Annotated in this window: 11 protein-coding genes; 3 read left to right on the top strand and 8 right to left on the bottom strand. The window is 53.4% G+C overall.

Annotation, left to right across the window (positions count from 1 at the left end; genetic code table 11):
• Positions 1 to 81 precede the first annotated feature (81 nt).
• Positions 82 to 3,429, top strand: coding sequence for an FkbM family methyltransferase (locus tag C6366_RS13525; protein WP_107738759.1), 3,348 nt, complete (start codon positions 82 to 84; stop codon positions 3,427 to 3,429).
• A 164-nt stretch (positions 3,430 to 3,593) separates the two neighbouring features.
• Here C6366_RS13525 and C6366_RS13530 read toward each other — a convergent pair whose 3' ends face one another.
• Entirely contained in the window at positions 3,594 to 6,389 is a 2,796-nt protein-coding gene (locus tag C6366_RS13530; RefSeq protein ID WP_107738761.1) for a glycosyltransferase, read from the bottom strand.
• Between the two features lie 482 nt (positions 6,390 to 6,871).
• On the opposite strand from C6366_RS13530, the gene C6366_RS13535 reads away from it, so the two are divergent.
• Together C6366_RS13535 and C6366_RS13540 are read left to right on the top strand one after the other, a co-directional pair.
• Positions 6,872 to 8,086 carry a glycosyltransferase family 92 protein gene (locus tag C6366_RS13535; RefSeq protein WP_107738763.1) on the top strand — a complete coding sequence of 405 codons (1,215 nt, stop codon included), beginning with the start codon at positions 6,872 to 6,874 and terminating at the stop codon, positions 8,084 to 8,086.
• On the top strand, positions 8,083 to 8,721 hold the full coding sequence (locus C6366_RS13540) for a class I SAM-dependent methyltransferase (protein WP_107738765.1): 639 nt from the start codon (positions 8,083 to 8,085) through the stop codon (positions 8,719 to 8,721). The genes C6366_RS13535 and C6366_RS13540 overlap by 4 nt, the downstream gene beginning before the upstream one ends.
• 47 nt (positions 8,722 to 8,768) lie before the next feature.
• On the opposite strand, the gene C6366_RS13545 is transcribed toward C6366_RS13540, so the two are convergent.
• The 7 genes from C6366_RS13545 to C6366_RS13575 form a co-directional block, all read right to left on the bottom strand.
• Positions 8,769 to 10,370 carry a glycosyltransferase gene (locus tag C6366_RS13545; protein WP_107738767.1) on the bottom strand — a complete coding sequence of 534 codons (1,602 nt, stop codon included), beginning with the start codon at positions 10,368 to 10,370 and terminating at the stop codon, positions 8,769 to 8,771.
• 231 nt (positions 10,371 to 10,601) lie between these two features.
• Positions 10,602 to 11,141, bottom strand: coding sequence for a hypothetical protein (locus tag C6366_RS13550; RefSeq protein WP_107738769.1), 540 nt, complete (start codon positions 11,139 to 11,141; stop codon positions 10,602 to 10,604).
• Positions 11,138 to 11,443 carry a nucleotidyltransferase domain-containing protein gene (locus tag C6366_RS19655; RefSeq protein ID WP_158269782.1) on the bottom strand — a complete coding sequence of 102 codons (306 nt, stop codon included), beginning with the start codon at positions 11,441 to 11,443 and terminating at the stop codon, positions 11,138 to 11,140. Before C6366_RS19655 ends, C6366_RS13550 begins: the two co-directional genes overlap by 4 nt.
• 303 nt (positions 11,444 to 11,746) lie before the next feature.
• Complete coding sequence (locus C6366_RS13560) at positions 11,747 to 13,039, bottom strand: glycosyltransferase family 2 protein (protein ID WP_158269783.1); 1,293 nt, start codon at positions 13,037 to 13,039, stop codon at positions 11,747 to 11,749.
• The gene (locus tag C6366_RS13565) at positions 13,036 to 14,418 is read right to left on the bottom strand and encodes an NAD(P)/FAD-dependent oxidoreductase (RefSeq protein WP_107738775.1); all 1,383 of its coding nucleotides are present in this window, start codon (positions 14,416 to 14,418) and stop codon (positions 13,036 to 13,038) included. Before C6366_RS13565 ends, C6366_RS13560 begins: the two co-directional genes overlap by 4 nt.
• 4 nt (positions 14,419 to 14,422) lie before the next feature.
• Entirely contained in the window at positions 14,423 to 16,126 is a 1,704-nt protein-coding gene (locus C6366_RS13570) for a glycosyltransferase family 2 protein (RefSeq protein ID WP_107738777.1), read from the bottom strand.
• A 15-nt stretch (positions 16,127 to 16,141) separates the two neighbouring features.
• Positions 16,142 to 17,167 (bottom strand): glycosyltransferase (locus C6366_RS13575; RefSeq protein WP_107738779.1); only part of this gene is annotated, 1,026 nt, incomplete at its 5' end.

Consider the following 17,167-nt stretch of genomic DNA (forward strand, 5'->3'; position numbering starts at 1 on the left):
AAGTAGAGTTGTAAATTCAAATTTCTCTAGTTTAAAATAATTATACATATATTATTTCTTTTTTATTACAAGAAATACACTATGAAACATGTTTTTTGTGGGAATCTTTTTGATTCTCTAGCATACCTTAGAAATTTGGTCTCGAAATATGAACGCTGCAAGGTTGGCAGTATAGTTATTGATAATGTTGTGCTATATTTTGCTGACTTACACAGTTTTTATTTTGAACTTGATCAAATTTTTATAAAGAATTTGTATGGGTTTAGAACTGAGGAGCAAAGCCCTGTAATTGTTGATTGTGGAGCCCATGTCGGTCTTGCCTCACTTTATTTTGCTCGCCGCTATCCCAGGTCAGAAATCCACGCCTTTGAAGCCGACCCAGATATTCACCGTCTTTTCCAATCCAATATTCAAAGTGCCAAACTGAATAATGTAACCTCACATGCCAAGGCGGTCTGGGCAGATAACAACGGTGTATGCTTTCGACTTTCCGGGGACGATTCCGGCCATATCAGCAACACGGATGGCACGATTATCCCCTCAATCCGGCTGAGAGACTATCTTGAACAGTTTGAGCGGATCGATATGCTCAAGCTTGATGTGGAAGGAGCGGAATTCGAAATCATTGAGGACTGCCTGCCTGTTCTGAGCCGGGTTCAAAGAATGATAATCGAGGTTCACAGACTTTCCGACGACAATAAAAGCTTGGCAAATTTTTTGAGGTGTCTGGAAAAATCCGGTTTTCAATTTGTTCTATCGGATATCCATTCCGCTTCATGGGCACAAGTCGATCACATTCCGCCATTCGATTTTGTTGCGCACGACAAGTATATAGTGTCCGTGTTTGCATGGCGGCCAATTTATGATCAGACCAAATCCAACAGTAAAACAATAAGACCTTCAGGAAAGCCGAACATTGTCCAGTTCTGCATGCAGGACTACGGAGGTGCCGGAACAGCGGCTTTGCGTCTGCATGACGGGCTGCTTTCATCCGGAGTGAACAGTCTGTTCTTCGTTCACAATATCCAGCGCTGGAAGCCAGGTACAATACCTCTTTTTGCCAAAAGCTGTTCTGCGCCTATTCCCCACAAAAAGATTGTTTCCTCCGACTGGAAAGCATTTCAAGCCCACAGCCAAAGACTTATTTCCAAATACCCTCAACGCCCCCAAGGCCTTGAAATCTTCACGGACACATGGGCAGCCACGAAGTTGTCCAACGTGCCTGAAATTGCGGAAGCCGATATCATCCACTTGCACTGGATCGCCGGGACCGTGGATATTCCCAGGGAAGTCGAGTTTTTGAAAACCAAGAAAATCGTCTGGACCCTGCACGACATGAACGCTTTTACCGGTGGGTGTCACTATGCCGCAGGTTGTCAAAAATATGAACAGCAGTGCGGGGGGTGTCCGCAGCTTGGGTCAAGCCGGGACAACGATCTTTCCCGGCAGATCTGGACGCGGAAAATGGCGGCCTACAAACAATTAGACATCACCATCGTCGCTCTCTGCCAGTGGATGGCTGATTGCGTCAAAATAAGCTCACTGCTTTCATCCTTTCCAGTTCATGTCATTCCCAATGGCCTGCCCACGAATATTTTCAAGCCCTATCCCCAGGCCCAAATCAGGAAATCCTTGCAGGTGCCTAAAGACGCTTTCGTGATCCTTTTTGGCGCGGACTCCGTGACCAATGCCCGCAAAGGCTTCGTGTATCTGTTGCGGGCTTTGGAGCACGTGAAAACGCAGTTTCCCAGCGAACATATAGCCCTGGCCACCTTTGGCAATCACGCTCAGGCTGCGGTCCAGCACTTAGGCTTTCCCACTTTTGCCTTTGACTATGTGGACAAAGAATCTGAACTGGCCCTGGTCTACAGCATGGCCGATGTCACGGTCATCCCCTCCCTGGAAGACAACCTGCCCAACGTGGTCCTTGAGTCCCTGGCCTGCGGAACGCCGGTGGTTGGCTTTGACGTGGGCGGCATTCCGGACATGGTGGAGCATCTGGTTAACGGCTACCTATCCCCGGTTGGTGATGAAAATGGTTTGGCCGGTGGGATGCGCTGGATTATGGAGCAGAAAAAGGCAGGAAGCAAGATTCGGACAAAATGCCGGGAGACGGCCTTGAGCCGATATAATTTCCCTTTGCAGGCTGGGCGGTATCGGGAGTTATATGAGGAAAATCTGAAAAATACTCGCGTTAAATATTTTCAAGTAAACAAAAAGAAGGACTTTGTGCATTCAACATGCCAGTCAAATACTCATGTAAGTCAGTTACAACTTGATGAATTTTTAAGTTTACGTTTCTTGCATGAACACCACGATTATCATGCGCAAGGTTCAAAATGTATATATCAGGATTTAATAAAAAATAGTTTTACTGTAAGAGAAATAATACATAAAATTCAAAATGACCGTAAATATCTTGATAGAAACCAATATGATCATGATGTTCGTCTCAAGAATGATCATATGAATCATTATATCAATTGTATTAAATACGGATTTCGAAAAGAAGTTAAAGGGTGGAGGGAGACTAATTCTGTTGATCTTGTGAATCCTGATTATTATATCCAAAAAGAAGAAATTACAGATAAAGAAATTGGTGAATATCTGCAGCAAAATCCATTAGAAATCAAGAATCAGATAATAGTAGACGGCATTCATCGTTCCATGTGTATGATTGGAAGGATATTGAATGGAAAATCGTATATACCATTTTTTTACATAGGTGATAAAAATATATCCCCACAAAAACAAATAATTCCCAACGTTGGTTACAGAAAAGAACACAACAAATACCGTTGGGATGCGATTGTTCCACATATAGATAAGGATTGCTTTAAAGTCTTGGATATTGGAAGCAATTATGGATATTTCAGCTTAAGCTTGGCCAGTCATTATCCAAATGCTCAAATTTTTTCTATTGAAGGCGAGTTCGGAACAGGAAACCAGGAAAGCAAGGGGCTAAAAATCCATCATTCAATAAAGAATGATCATTTCATATATAATAATTTTATATACAATACGCTCTTGACTGACGATTTGGTTAAATTGTTCAATGAAAAATCAATTGTATTTGATTACCAAATAAGTTTTTCTGTTTTTCATTGGATAGTATATTTGAAGTACGCAAATAATGGTTCTTCTCAAAATATAAAAAAAATGTTTGTCGATCAACTTAAAATGGCAAAGACTACTTTTTTAGAACTTCCATCATTTGGCCAACAAACATCGATGTCACCGTACTATGCTGATCATGATTCCTTTGATCATCTATTTTCGGAATTGAATAGAGAGCTTCCGTTAGAATTTGAAAAAATTGGTGAATGCAATTGGTATGGTAAAAGAGACTTGTTCCACATTAAACTCCTTGACTGTAAGCCTTCCAATTTTACAGTGAATGATGTGAATAGAATACTAGCAAATAAGTAAAGCAGAACATTGTTTCTCATTAAAATAAGCTATTTTTAGGGCTAAATTGTTCAATCAACGTAAGATAATAATGATATTCTAATTTTTTGGATGGCAGCGTATAGATTCTAAAGAAAAAATTATTATATATATCGATTTTGAATAGTAATGCTATTACTATGATTTCACTTCCGAGCATCAATGAATTTTTCAATCCAAGGACTCGCACATATCCCCCGCGTATCAAAGTGCCATCGCATGAAGTGCATCGATTCGTACAGCAGATCTAGATTGCCCTCTATTAGTCTGTTGTCTTCGTTGCTGCATTTTATCAATAACTCCTGAAGATTTATAATAAAGCGTTTTAAGCACATTTGCAGCTCTTTATCTTGCATTCGCCACTGGTTCATTGCATAGTTAAGATCAATGCGGGATCGGACTTCATGATGCGTCCAATTCTTACTTTCCGACGCTATTCGCGAGACAGAACATATGGCATCAACAAGTCTTGCGACCTTTTCCGCGGCGGGCTTGACCTGTGACAACATTTTCCGCACACGCTGTAAATCACTTCCGCTCATTTCCGCATAATGACATGTTAGCTCAGGATTTTTCGCGAACATGGCCACTGCTCCGCCTGATCGAATCAAAAAACTTCCCTCAAATGATTTCGCGTCGAGATCATGGCAATGCCAAGCCACAAGCCTACAATCGTACAGGACTCCATACCCGTGCATGGACAACCTGAAACCCAAATCAATATCTTCGGCACCCCATGCCGGAGGACGTATCTCATCATCAAACATGCCAACTTCCCTGACAGCACGTGCGGGTACGCTGATGTTGCAAGCATAGAAATGGTTGTGGCTGTATAGGCCCGGCCCCTTCATGTTTGCGTATTCGAAGAGCAGGTCCGAGCGTTCCAGCAGAAAACCGAAAGGAGTAGATACGTAGGGTTCAGCGAAGGAAAAACGCCCAAGGACGGCAATGCGCTTGCCAGGTTGGGTGTAATGCATGTTGAGATGCCTAGTGAGTCCGTCCGGATCCAGCAGGGCATCGTCATTCAGAAAAACCAAGATAGGTGCGCGTGCGATTGAAATACCGCGATTTCGAGCTGGGCCAGGCCCAACATTCTTCTCATGGCGTTGATGCACATAGTAGAATGGGGCGTTATTCTCGAATTCTTGGAGGATTTTAGGCGTATCGTCGCTGGAACCATCATCGACGATTATCAATTCAAAACGTTGCGGGTCAAGAGTTTGTTCAACGAGCGATTGCAAAAATCTCTTCAATACGTCAGCCCGTTTGCGCGTGGCCACGACAACGCTTAATTCCGGCAACGCGCTTGGCCGCTTAAATGTCCACTTGCCAGCGGATTCCTGGAGTGATCCAGTTCGATAGAGAGTGGTGGAGTTCAACAGGATATTGTTCGGCAGCAAGGCCTGCGAAGATTCGACCTTTCGGTCCTGCACATGCGTCAGGTTGGGATAATCGATGAGATGATTCAACAACGGCGTGTACCATCGCAAGGGCAGGAGTCTATCCAACGGAGGGAAGTGCAGGGCATAACCGCGGGCATGTTTGAGAACAGTGTGGATAAAACCGTCACCGTGTGTTCCCCCTTGGACGAACCGACACGAGACAGGACATCCTTCAAGAATACCTCGTTGCATCGTTTCTACGGGATCACCGTCGGTGACGATCAAGATCTCCATGTCCCGCATGATATCAGTGCTGATATGCTTAGCAATGCGGTTCAGGTTATCAAGATACTGCCTTTTTCCCATCATGGGCTTAGGCAAAGGAAGCGCAACCGTCAGCAGGGGCTGTTGTGGAAGATACTTCGAATGCTTTTTGTATCGGGCATAAACGCGTTGCTGGTCTGGGTAAAAATCCGACCAATCTTCGCCTGATCCGCCTTTGGCTTGTCCATGGAAGCGGTAGGCTGAGAAAAGTTCCGGAATGTAACGGATTGGCTGGACACGGGTCATGCGTAAAAACAGGTCCCAGTCCATGGTGTAATGCAGAGTTTCGTCAAGAAGTCCCACTTCCTCAAGTAGGCTGCGTTTGAAGAAAAGCGATTGCTGGGACGGATGGAAGAAGTCGTCCCAATTGCGGATGATGTCTTCAAATCCCTTCTCCCTGTTTTTGAGCAGGAACTGCCGCCCTGTCTGCTCAAAAATCCACATGCTGTCGCCCATGATAATACGTTCATTTGGGTGTTGTCTGAACCATTGGGCAACCTTTTTGAAGGTTTCGGGAGTGTAGAAATCGTCCGAGTTGATCCAGGCGATGATTTCCCCCCTCGCCATGGAAAACCCTTTGTTCAACGCATGGGATTGGCCTCGATCCGGTTCCGATGTCCATTTCAGATGCGGATACTTGCGCAAGATGTCTAAAGTAACGTCGCTTGATCCACCATCGATGACAAGATGTTCATAGCTGGGAAAGTCCTGCCACATCACCGCGCGGATGGTGTCCTCGATGAACTGGGCCTGATTTAAGGATACGGTAATGACGCTGAATAATGGATGGTGGCCAGTGGGGATGCGAGGAGTATGGTCATGGATATTGCGGCCACTGTTTTCTTGGATATGATAAAAATCAAAATAGTGGTTGCAATCGGATTTCAGAACCTTGACTGCTTCCTCATGCCTTGGCTGGGTCTCGACGAAACGCGAGAGCAGATGTCTGGCGGTTAAGCGATCCCCGGTCATTCGTAGTGTATGTGCCAAGGCATGAATGATTTCCCAGTCATTGCTACCTGACTGGAAAACTACTGACAGAAAGGTTTGTGCTTCCCTGGCTTTGCTCAAGCCCAAAAGTGCTAGTCCCGCGACCCGCATGGCAGGAATCGAATCAGGTGCATGCTGAAGGAGCTTGATTGAGATCCTCAGTGCGACGTCATATTGACGTTTTTTCAGCAACTGTTCGGCTTCTGTTATAAGCTGAGCTGTTTGGGCAGGGGGGGGGGTCGACATTGTTTTTTTGATAAAAATTTATATAGTTGTTTTAAATCATTGTGTTGCGGATACTTGGCTCTTGCATGACGATCTCAGGTTCTTTGGGGGCACCTAGCAATTATTGAACCATTGGACTATGCATATAATGCTCCGTGGATACCCATGCCCAAAGATGGTAACCGAAAGAAGTGATACGTTCCGGCCAAAACTAGCATTGGAAATCGTCACCGAGGTTGAGATTGTTTGGCATGAATTTGGAATAAACTGCTAATCACTAGCGGGTTGATGCTTTTTCACGATGCTCTGCTTCCAGGAAAGGCTTCAATACGGCCTTGAAAGAGCTCGCAGAGGGTTAAAATACCCGGGCGTGTGCGGAGTCGACTGCTCGGATGTGTTTACCCATCCAGTCCTAGCGCATGAACCAACAAGGGGCGCTGAAGTGTTTAGGTTGCTCTGGATCCGTGTATAGTGTTGTTTCTGTTTCCAACTATCTGTAATTTATGAATTACCTTTCTCTTTTTGTCATCGCCAAGGATGAAAACGAGTATCTTCGAGAGTGGGTTTATCATCATGCCTTGCTTGGCGTGGAACATTTTTACATCTACGACAATGAGAGCCGCATTTCTGCTCTTGAGTTTCTGCAAGATTTCCCTTCGGACATGATTACCTATCAGTGGGTTGAGGGAAGGGATCAACAAATTCCGAAATACAATCATTGCCTGGAGACATATGGCAAGAAGAACCGCTGGATCGGCTTTCTCGATGTGGATGAATTCCTTTTTCCCATTCAAGGCAATGACCTGCGCGCCGGTTTGGCGGATTTTGAAGCATATGCCGGCTTGGCCGTGCCGTGGACGACATTTGGATCATCCGGGCACTTGAGTAAACCATCCGGTCTGGTCATGACCAATTATCTGCAACGTTATCCTGACAATATGCACCCTAGCGACACGATAATCAAGTGTCTCGTAGACCCGGCATCCATCTCCGCCGGCCTTGATCCGCACAGGTTCATGCCCATTGATGGTCGGTACATTGTAAATGAACTGCATATTCCAGTGGAAAGAGGCGGTAACAGAACACTGCGGTCAACCACGAAGTTTCAATTGAACCACTTTTTTTTCAAGTCGCAACAGGATTTTGAGGCCAAGCTGCAACGAGGAAGGGCGGATCGCACGGATGCCCAAGGGCGTTATCCTTATGAGATGTTTTACCGCCAGTCGCGCCAAGCCAGACATCCGGACACCAAAATTCTTCGTTTTGCACCCAAGGTGCATGAGGCTGTGCTGGGTCAAGCCGCAATACTACCGGCCTTGGGCTCGCTGCATCTTTTTGAGGCAGTGAACACGTTGCTGCCACTTCTGGAGCAGGGCCGCATCGAGGCCGCTGAGGCGCTGCTTTGCCGTGCTTGCACAACGTCCGCGCACAGTGCTGAATTGTGGAGCCTTCGAGCCGTTTGCGCTCGTTTAGCCGGAGATCATGAACTGGCATTGCGTTTCGCCAAGCAGGCCATGGCTCGGGAAATGTCGCTGGAAAGTTCCTGCGAGCTGTTCCAGGCCTTTCTTGGACTTGGGAGGACGGTCGAGGCCCAGGCCACGCTGCAATGCCTGGTGGATTATCTTGGGCCGAGGGGCAACGCCGAGATCGGGCTTAAGGATCAAATCGATCAGATGCGTGACCAACTGAAGAACTCAATGCAGGATGGAGTCGCATGAGACACATCATCGAGACCCTGGAACAGGACATGGCCCAGGGCAAGAATATCGGTTTGTACGAGCATGTGCGGGGATACCTGCATCCAGCGGAAGGGTACATGTTGATGCTGATGGCCGCCTTTGGTGAAGGCGAAGGCGAGGTCGTGGAGATCGGCAGTTTCCACGGCAAGTCCACCTGCTATCTGGCTCACGGCTTGAGGATGCGCAAGTCCGGGGTGGTCCACGCCGTGGATCATTTTCAGGGCTCACCAGAGCACCAGGCCGGGGCGACCCATGAGGAGCCCGCTTTGGTCCGGGAGAAGACGCTGTACAAGCAGTTCATGAAGAACATCCAGGACAACGGCTTCAGCGAATACGTCCGCCCCGTCGTCGCGGACTCCATCTCGGCGGCAAAGAACTGGGACAAGCCCATCCGCCTTCTGTTCATCGACGGAGACCATTCCTACAAGGCCACGCGTCACGATTTTGAAACATGGTCCGCCCATGTCACGGACCAGAGCTATATCGGCTTTCATGACGTCGGTCCCAGTTGGCCCGGGGTAACGAGGTTTTTCAACGAAATTACCGAGTCCGGCAAGGGCGGCTATCGGGTGCTGTTGGCTGTGGGGAGTCTTCGGGTCGTGCGGCGGGTTTGATACTGCCCGAGGGAGCGGAGCGACCGGGTGGCGGAAAAATGCCGGATTCAGCTTCCTTTCCCCATCACCTCGGCTTGCCAAAAAATCTGATCCGCCCCACGTGACTCCCGGTCAATATCCGCTAGTTCACGTTCCGTGAACTTGTGTTCCATCTTGATGTGATTACCCCAGACATGGGCCCAGGAGGCTTTGGATTTCGGGGCCTGTCTGCCGGCGTCCTGGAGGTGGACCACTTCCACCCGGCCGTCGTACACGGCCTGTCCTCCGGCCTTCCAGATCTGGATGTCGTGTTCTAGGTCGTCCACCTGGGAGGGGGAAAAGCGGACGTCGAAGCCCGGGAGGCCCAGTCGTTCCCACTTTTTCAGGTCAAAAAGATGGCAGCAGCCCATGACGGACAAGCAGGGTCGGCGGGAGTCGAACTGGCCCAGGTCCATGAACAGGGGGGCATTGTTGGTGAAGCGGATGGTTTTGTTTCCGGTTTCCTGAAAAAAGCGATACACGTATTGCACGGTGCGGGTGGCCCCGGGATTGACGCCCTTGGGGCCCACGACCACGGCTTTGGGGAAGAGTTGGAAATCCTGGAGGTAGCAGGCCAGCCAGTTCCGGGGCAGGAGGACATCGTCGTCCAGATAGGCCAGATAATCGGCTTCCTTGGTTTCCGGAAGGGTGAACAGCCAGTTGCGGGCCGCTGGTGCGCCGATGTTTACGGGCAGGTGGATGATGGTTACGGGTCGGCCTTGGGCCATGGCTTGAACAGTGCCGTCCAGTTCTTCCGGAGTGAAGGCCGTGGAGCCGTTGTTGAGCAGGGTGATTTGGCTCGGGCCGATATTTGAGGCCAGCAGGCTTTCCAGGGTGCGCAGGGTGGTTTCCAACTTGTTGAAGGTATAGAAACCGATGTGCACCTTGTTTTTATCTACCAGGGCCATATCCGGAGAGGGCTGATCCAGCTCCCAGAGACGGTAGCGCAGATGGGGTTGATGCGGTTCCCAGGCCAGGGAGCGCAGCCAGTGCACTCTGGCCGTGTCCGCTTCGCCTTCGCGAAGGGCCAATTCGGCGCGCAGGTTCAGGCTGAGAAAACTCTCCGGCCCCTGGTTCAGCAATTCGCGGGCTCGGTCCTCATTGCCGGACTTCCAGGCAGCCCAGGCCAGGAGCGGGGCCGTTGCCGGGCCATACGGTTTTTGGATGAACCGCTCAGCCCACCTTTCGAAACGCTCCTTTTCCCCCCATTGCCAGAATTTTGTCAGCCCCAGAAACTGGAGTAGTGGTTCGCCGGAGTTTGTCAGAATCTGCTCCAGGCGGGCCGGGTCGTCTCCGCACTGTTCGATGAGCGGATGGGCCTGCTCCATGGTCAATCCCGACACGTTCCGGGGCAGGGCGTCGAACCAAGCCTGAAGGTCCGGAGACGATCCGGCCATGGGCAAGAGCTGGCCCAGCAGATCGCGGACGTTGGGGTCGCAGGGATTGAGCACCAGGGCTTGGCGCAACAATCCGGCGGCCAGGTCGATACGGGCGGCGGATTGGGGATCCTGGGACGGCTCCAGGCCATCCAGGAGTTTTTGAGCGGCCCAGACGGCATGGCCGGGATCGAAATAGCCCTGGAAGCGGTGCAGCCAGGAGATGTGGTCGAGGATGGTCGGTTGTGGATGCATGGCGCTTTTCAGGTGGGGTTAGGATACAGACAATGTTTAACCACGGGGGGCACGGGGGAGCTTATTGCTGATTCCGTATCTCTTTCCCCGTGATCCCCGTGGTTCATTCTTCAGTGGCATTGATTGTTCACAGAACTCCGTTTTGGAGTGATAGCCTTACGAGGAAGAGTGCGCACTTCGAACAACTTTCTCTAAAGTTTTAGGTCTTTAGGCAGAATTTTTGCTGTGGTGTTATCTGTCAAACGAAGCCCGCAGGATGATCTCGACTTCTTTGGAAAAGTCAGGGCTTGAGGCCGTGATATCCAGATTATCCGAGCAAAAACGGAAAAAATGAGCGGCCATCTGGTACAATGTCGGGGTGCTGGAGTTCACCGCGTTGAAGTGGTCCGCTGTTTTAGCGTAATTCGTGCCATACTCATGGGCCGCAAGGTTGCGGAGGGCGCGCATGGACTGCCAGTCTTTCACGGACTTGAGAACCCTGTTTTTCTCGAAAAACCCGAGGACGCGCAGGAAATTCTCCGAGGGCTCACCAGCCAGCAGGGCGGCATGCCGCATGGCCGTACCCAGGGTGTCCTGAAGTTTGGCGAACCGCTCGTTGACCGCGGAGAGGTTGGTGAACAGGTCTATGTCTTTGTTGCGGGCTGCCAGTTCATCCCCGGTCACGGGCCAGGTAATCCTGGAGCGAGCCCCTTCAAGAAAATAGATGCACCGCTCCACGGCGGTCAGCAATTCTCCCAGGTGACGATGGGACTCTTCAAGCAATGTATTCATGGGGCGGCTTGACTCAGTGTCATGGCCATGGATTTGGCCATGGCTTCAAAGGGGGTGTCCGGGTCATGGACGCACTTCACGAGGATATCCACAGGAAGGCCAAGCTCGTCCTCGAGAGCGGCCAGCATGCGGGCCTGTTCCCAACGGGGCATGGGGGCCTCGGTTTCGATGAAAAGGTCAATGTCGCCCCCTCTGGCCGTGTCGTCAAGCCGGGATCCGTAGACGGAGACGCGACTGTCGCCTCCGGCATGGTTGGAAACAATTTCTATAATTTTTGCAGCTTGCGATGAGTTCAGTCTCATTTTTTCAGTCTGTTTGATTTGAGATGATCGTTCGGGGCTTGGGTTTGATGGTTTGCCGTGAAATGCGCTTTGGTTAACCACGGAATACACGGAAAAGCACGGAAAAAAAGCGGATTCAGGTGGTCTCCATTGGGGAACGAGACGAGGGCGTCTCGCTCTCGTCGTTTTCATGTCCGAGGGGTGGCCTGGAGCTGATCGGTCATGGATTTAATCTACAATTATTTTGATCTTGCTATCCATAATGCTTGACGTCGTCAATTTTAGCGATGCCGGAGTTTGAAATTTGAATTTGATGACTTTGCGTCAACAATGATCTGGCGTATAAGCCTCGCGATACAGGCGTTCCATATCTTCCTCCCCCAACATTCGGGCCTGATTCGCCAAATGCGCGGCTTTTCGGCGCAGGGGGTGGGGGGCGGCGAGGATGCGGTTGATGACGGCGATTTTGTTTTGCGTTTCAGCGGCCAGGTTCTTTTGACCGCATTTCAGCGCGGCCCGCAGCAGGTGCGTGTAGGCGGCGAGGGAAGGGCAGAGGTTGGCTTGACGCAGGCGAATCTTCAGGGTCTGGTACCAGGCGGCCTTTTCTTGCAGCAGACGACCCGCGGCCTCGTATCCATCTTGCCAGAGCGGATGGGCTTCCAACAGGTCGAGCAGAACGGGCAAGGGGGACTGGGCGAGGGGTGCGAGGCGGTCGAAGTCCTCGTCCTGCTGGGCCGCATGGGGCAGCAGCCAGGGGGTCAGGGACAGTTTCAGACCGTCCTGGGCGAGGTGGCGGTGCAGGTCCGGGGTGATCAGCGCGGCGCAGCGTTCGTGGAGCAGTCCGGCGTTGGCCTGATCGTGGTCAAAGCGGCCGGGGGTCTGGCTGGTGTAGTGGATGATCGTACTTTTCGGTACGCACCGCAGGGCCAGGCCCTGCTGACGGATGCGGGCGCAGAGCTCCAGGTCTTCGTAACCGTTGATGTAGCCTGGGAAAAAACCGCCAAGGGTCAGAAACAGGGTGCGCGGCAGGAGCAGAGCGGCCCCGGTCAAGGCCAGGACGCGGCGTTTTTTTCTGACCAGTGGATGTCTGGCGGGAAAGTGTTCATAGAGATGGTGGGGGCGCTTTTGCAGGCAAAACGCGATCCCCAGATGTTGGGTTTGTGAGCATTCTGACTTTGTTTGCGGCGTTCCATCCGTGTCCGTGCTCTGTTCCGTGCTCTGTTCGGGGCTGGGATAGACCAGTAGCGGCCCTGCCGCGCCCAGATCCGGCTCCGCGGTCAAGGCGCCGTGCAGCGGCTCGAACCAGCCCGGTTTGGGCACGGTGTCGTTGTTCAGAAAGAACAGCAGCTCTCCCTGGGCCGTGTGCGCGGCCAAATTGCAGGCCGGTCCGAAGCCCAGGTTCGTCTCCTGGCGCAGGACCGCGAATCGTTCCCCGAACAGCTCGTGACCCAAGGGAGAGCAGGCCTCCAGAGTGGCGTCTCGTGAGGCGTTGTCCACCATGATCACTTCGAAGAAGTCCCCGGAAGTGGCGGCCCGCAGGCTGTGCAGGCATTGCCGGGTCAGGGGCCACTGGTCACGGACCGGGATGATGATGGACAAGAGCGGAGCAGCGTTCATGTAGGCAGGATGTAGGTTGTCTCCGCATGTCCGAGAACCATCCGTTCCGCCCATTCCACGCCCTGCATCACGGAGTGGTCCATGTTGCCCACCTCGTATTTCCAGCCGCCGAAGCGACCTCGCGAAAAGATGCCCAGGGATTCCAACCAGGGTTGGATCACGTTCAAGGACGCATCTCGCTCCAGGCAGGGGATGGGGTAGCCGTAGTCCGCGACGTGTTCCCAGGTGGAGACGATGCGCCGGGCGTCGTCCGCCTGCATCAGTTCCACGTCTTTCAAGCCTGAGACGGCATCGGGCAACAAGGCCGCACTATCCACGGGCTTGTGTCCGGAAAAGGAAACCTCGGCCATCAGGGCGCGTTGTTCGCCGGGACGGGCCGTGTTGTTGGGCGAGTAGTTGTGGAAGTTCGTGACCCGGTAAAAGGGATTGGAGAACTCCGGAAAGTACATCCAGCAGGTGTCGTCGGCTCGCGTCCCTTCCAGGCCGACGCCCAGGATATGCACTCCATTGTGCTTCAGATTCCGGGCAGCGGCGCGGATGGGTTCGGGAGGGGCGCTTCCGGTGCTCAGGGCGGTCAGGATCAGCCAGTCCAGGGGGGCGGTGTTCAGCAGGGCGTCGTAGGTGATGGTGGTTCCGTCGGCGAAGGTGACCATCCTGGCCGTGGCATCGATCCGATCGACTGCCGCGTTGAGGCGGAGGTGTTCCGCATGCCGTCTTGCCAGGCGGGTGAAAATTTCTCCGGTGCCGCCGTGCAGCGGAAAACGAAACAGGTTGTTCGGTCCCCAGGACACGTCGTCCCGCTGAAAGACAATGTTCTTCAGAACGCGCCGTAGATCCACCACGCTGACCCGCTCGCCGATCCAGTTCCAGGCCATGGTCTCCGGCGGATACGCCCAAACCTTGAAATTGTAGGGAAAGAGGAACAGATCGGCGATGCCCGGGCCGAAGACCTGGTGGATCCAGTCGCGGAAATGGGCGGGATTCCCGGAATTCGGTTTTTGCTCATGCAGATCGAGCAGACCTTCGATGCATTGCCATTGCAGGTCCGGCGGCAGGTGGCGGATGTTGTTCTGGAACGGGTAGGGAACCCAGGTTTCGGCGATGCGGATCATGGCCTTGCGCTGGTGCTCCAGGTAATCTTGGCCGAGCAGGTCCTCCAGCAGGCGGTCAAAATAGTCGTAATGTGAAAAGACCACATGGCCGCCAATGTCCCAGGTGAAGCCCTGGTCGTCACGGAAGCTGGCGGAAAGGCCACCGGGGTGGGCGTTTTTTTCCAGGATCAGGTAGTCCGTGACGTCCAGTTCGCGCAGACGCTGGGCTGCGCCCAGGCCGGTGGGGCCGGCGCCGATGATCAGATGGGCAACATGGTGGGTGGGCATTGGTTCACATCCATTCTTGCAGGTCACCGTGTTCGGCCATGGCCCGGACCTTGGCCAGCAGGTCTCGCCTGGTGACGTCCCGGTCCAGGGTCGCGATCCGCTCCACCTGTTCTGGAGCATAGTTGTGGTGCAGTTTATACTCGTTGGCCATGGCGCTGCCATATTGCTGGGCGTTGTTCAGGGTCGCCCGTCCGGTGCGTTTCAGGTGTCCGATTTCGAGGTGGCCGGTATAGACTGCCGGGCGGCCGTTCAGGCACAGCCGCAGGTCGTGGTCCAGGTCGTCGAATTGGGATGGCGAAAAGCGCAGATCAAAGTCACCGCATTCCAGCAACACGTCCCGGGCAAAGAGGTGGCAGCAGCCGGTGACCGAGGAGCAGGGCCGCAGGTAGCTGAACTGACCCTGGTCCAGAATCTGATGATGCAGGTTGGACAGCCTGAAGGAGGTCCAGTTTTCCGAGACGTCCGGGCGGTCCGCGGGCTTTAATTCGCGTACGTGCAGATCCGCGCTCTGGATGGAGGCCGGGTTGTGAAAGTCCACCACCTTGCAGCCCCAGACCCCGGCTTCGGGGTAGACCTCGCGAGCCGCGCCTAGTCGTTCCAGCCAATCCTCGGGCAAGCTGACGTCGTCGTCCAGATAGACCAGCCAGTCCGCTTGGCCGCACTCCGGCAGATGCATCAACCAGTTCCGGGCCGCTGGTGCGCCGATGTTTACGGGCAGGGAGATCACCTGAAAGCGCTGCGGGCCGAGTCGGTCCTGCCAGCTTCGGAGCAGATCCGGCGTCTGATCCGTACTGGCGTTGTCCAGAACCGCCACCGTGGCGCCGTGCAGTTTGGAGGCATGGAGGCTGTCCAGGGTCACGGCCAACTCCTCGCCCTTGTTGTAGGAATAGAGCAGAACCATGGTTTTGCCCGGTGGGATCGTCCGTTGCTGATCCACGCCCAGCAAGGTGTCATGCATCTTCAAGATCAGGCCGGTCTGCCATGGACGCAGACGCAGGGTTTGCCGCCAGTGATGGAAGGCTTGTTCCCGGTTGCCCTCGGTATAGGCCAGGTCGCCCAACAATCGCTGCCCACAGGCCGCGGACATGGCAATTTCCTGAGCCGTGTCCAGCATCCGGTTCGTAACCGGAAGCCCCTGCGACATGCGCAGCTCGGCCCGGATGCGTTGGCCCAGCAACGGCATGGCCGCGGGCCAGTGCCGGTCCATGCAGTGCGTCGTCCACTCCCATTCCTGCTCAAAGGGCCCCACCGAGAGCGCTTGCTGCCACCAGTAGAGGTTCTCTGGATCCTTTTCGAGCATCTGTTCCAGATAACGGCATGTTTTATGTGTTTCCCGGCGCTGGACCAAGCGCGCATAATAGGCGTTCTGTTCCGGTGGTCGCCACATTTTGGCCACATAGCGGAATATGGGAATTAAATGTTCGGGGAGGCCGGGTATTTTTTCCTGGAGCATCAACAACTGCCCGGCAAGTTGCCCATCCAGCGGATCCTCCTCCCAAGCCGCCAAGAGCATGTCCAATCCCAGCGAAACGCAAAACGAGGCCTGGGCCGGGGACGTTCCGGAAACTGCTTGATCCAGGGCCTGCTCGGCCATGGTGACCAGGTGGAGCTTGCCCACGCTGCCCAGCAAGAGGTTGTCTTGGAGTGGTTCGGGCAGCATGTTCCAGAAAGGTTTGTTATGGGTCAGCATGGGGTGTGCCTGGTGCATGATCGTGATCCATTGCTAGAGTTGTCCGGCGGAAAGATGACCGCTCTTCAGCCCGGCATGGTAGTAGGCGCTTCTGAGTGAATGAGAATTCGGCAGTGTTTCGCTCAAGTGCAGAAACAATGGCCGGAGGATGTCGCCGTGGAGCCTGGCGGATGCCCGCAGGCGATTGGCGATCAGGTCGGACCAGTCATGTTCGCGCAATTGGTTGGTGAAGGTGGCGGCGCGGTGGGAGTCTCTGTGGCCGGTGTTGACCTTGGCCTGGCCGTTACGGGCTAGGCGGATGCGCAGCTCGTCGTCGTCCAGGAGGCGGCGAAGCTGGTGGAGCAGGTCAGCGACGTCGATTCCGTCCGGAGATTGGTCGTATAGCCAAAGATCCTCGCCGTGGTGGAACAGATCATCCTGGCCGTGGCCGATGCGCGGGGTGAGCAGGGCGCTGCCGCAGGCCAGGGCCTCCATGACCCGGAAGTTCAGGTCGTTCAGGTCGCAGAAGTTGAGAACGACCTTGGCTTGGGGGAACAGTTCCCAAAATTTGCCCTGGCGGACTTCCAGGTTCGGAAGTTCCCGTTTGAGGTTCTTCAGGGCCGCGTGACGCCTGGGCGTCAAGATGGCGTCGACCTTGCCCACGAACAGAGCGTCCCAGATTTGGTCCTTGGGCGCGGGTTGGAGGGTGTCCGGGACAAACGGCGGTGTCCATAGTATCCGGTTCGCGTCCAGAAACGTTCCGGTAAAGCGGGGCAGATGGTCGCGCAGGCTGACCAGGCAAAGATCAAAGGTCTGGGCGTACAGCGGATGCCAGGAGTGGATGTGCGAGTCCACGCTGTAGAAGACGGTCAGACTGGGGCAGGTGTGCGGGTCGAGCAGAGGCGGGGGGCCGCTGTAGTCGGCAATGACCAGGACGTCTGGCGGTTTCGGCAGGTCTGCGAAAAGCTCGCGCCAGGAGACCGCGGCGGGTTGGTACTGGCGTTTGATGGTCGTGGCCCAGCCCGAGGTGGGGAGGGCGCTGGAGAAAAAGGCGGCTCCGTACCAGAGCAGGGTGGGTGG

Origin of the sequence: Desulfonatronum sp. SC1 (genome assembly GCF_003046795.1) — a bacterium.
Classification (GTDB): domain Bacteria; phylum Desulfobacterota; class Desulfovibrionia; order Desulfovibrionales; family Desulfonatronaceae; genus Desulfonatronum.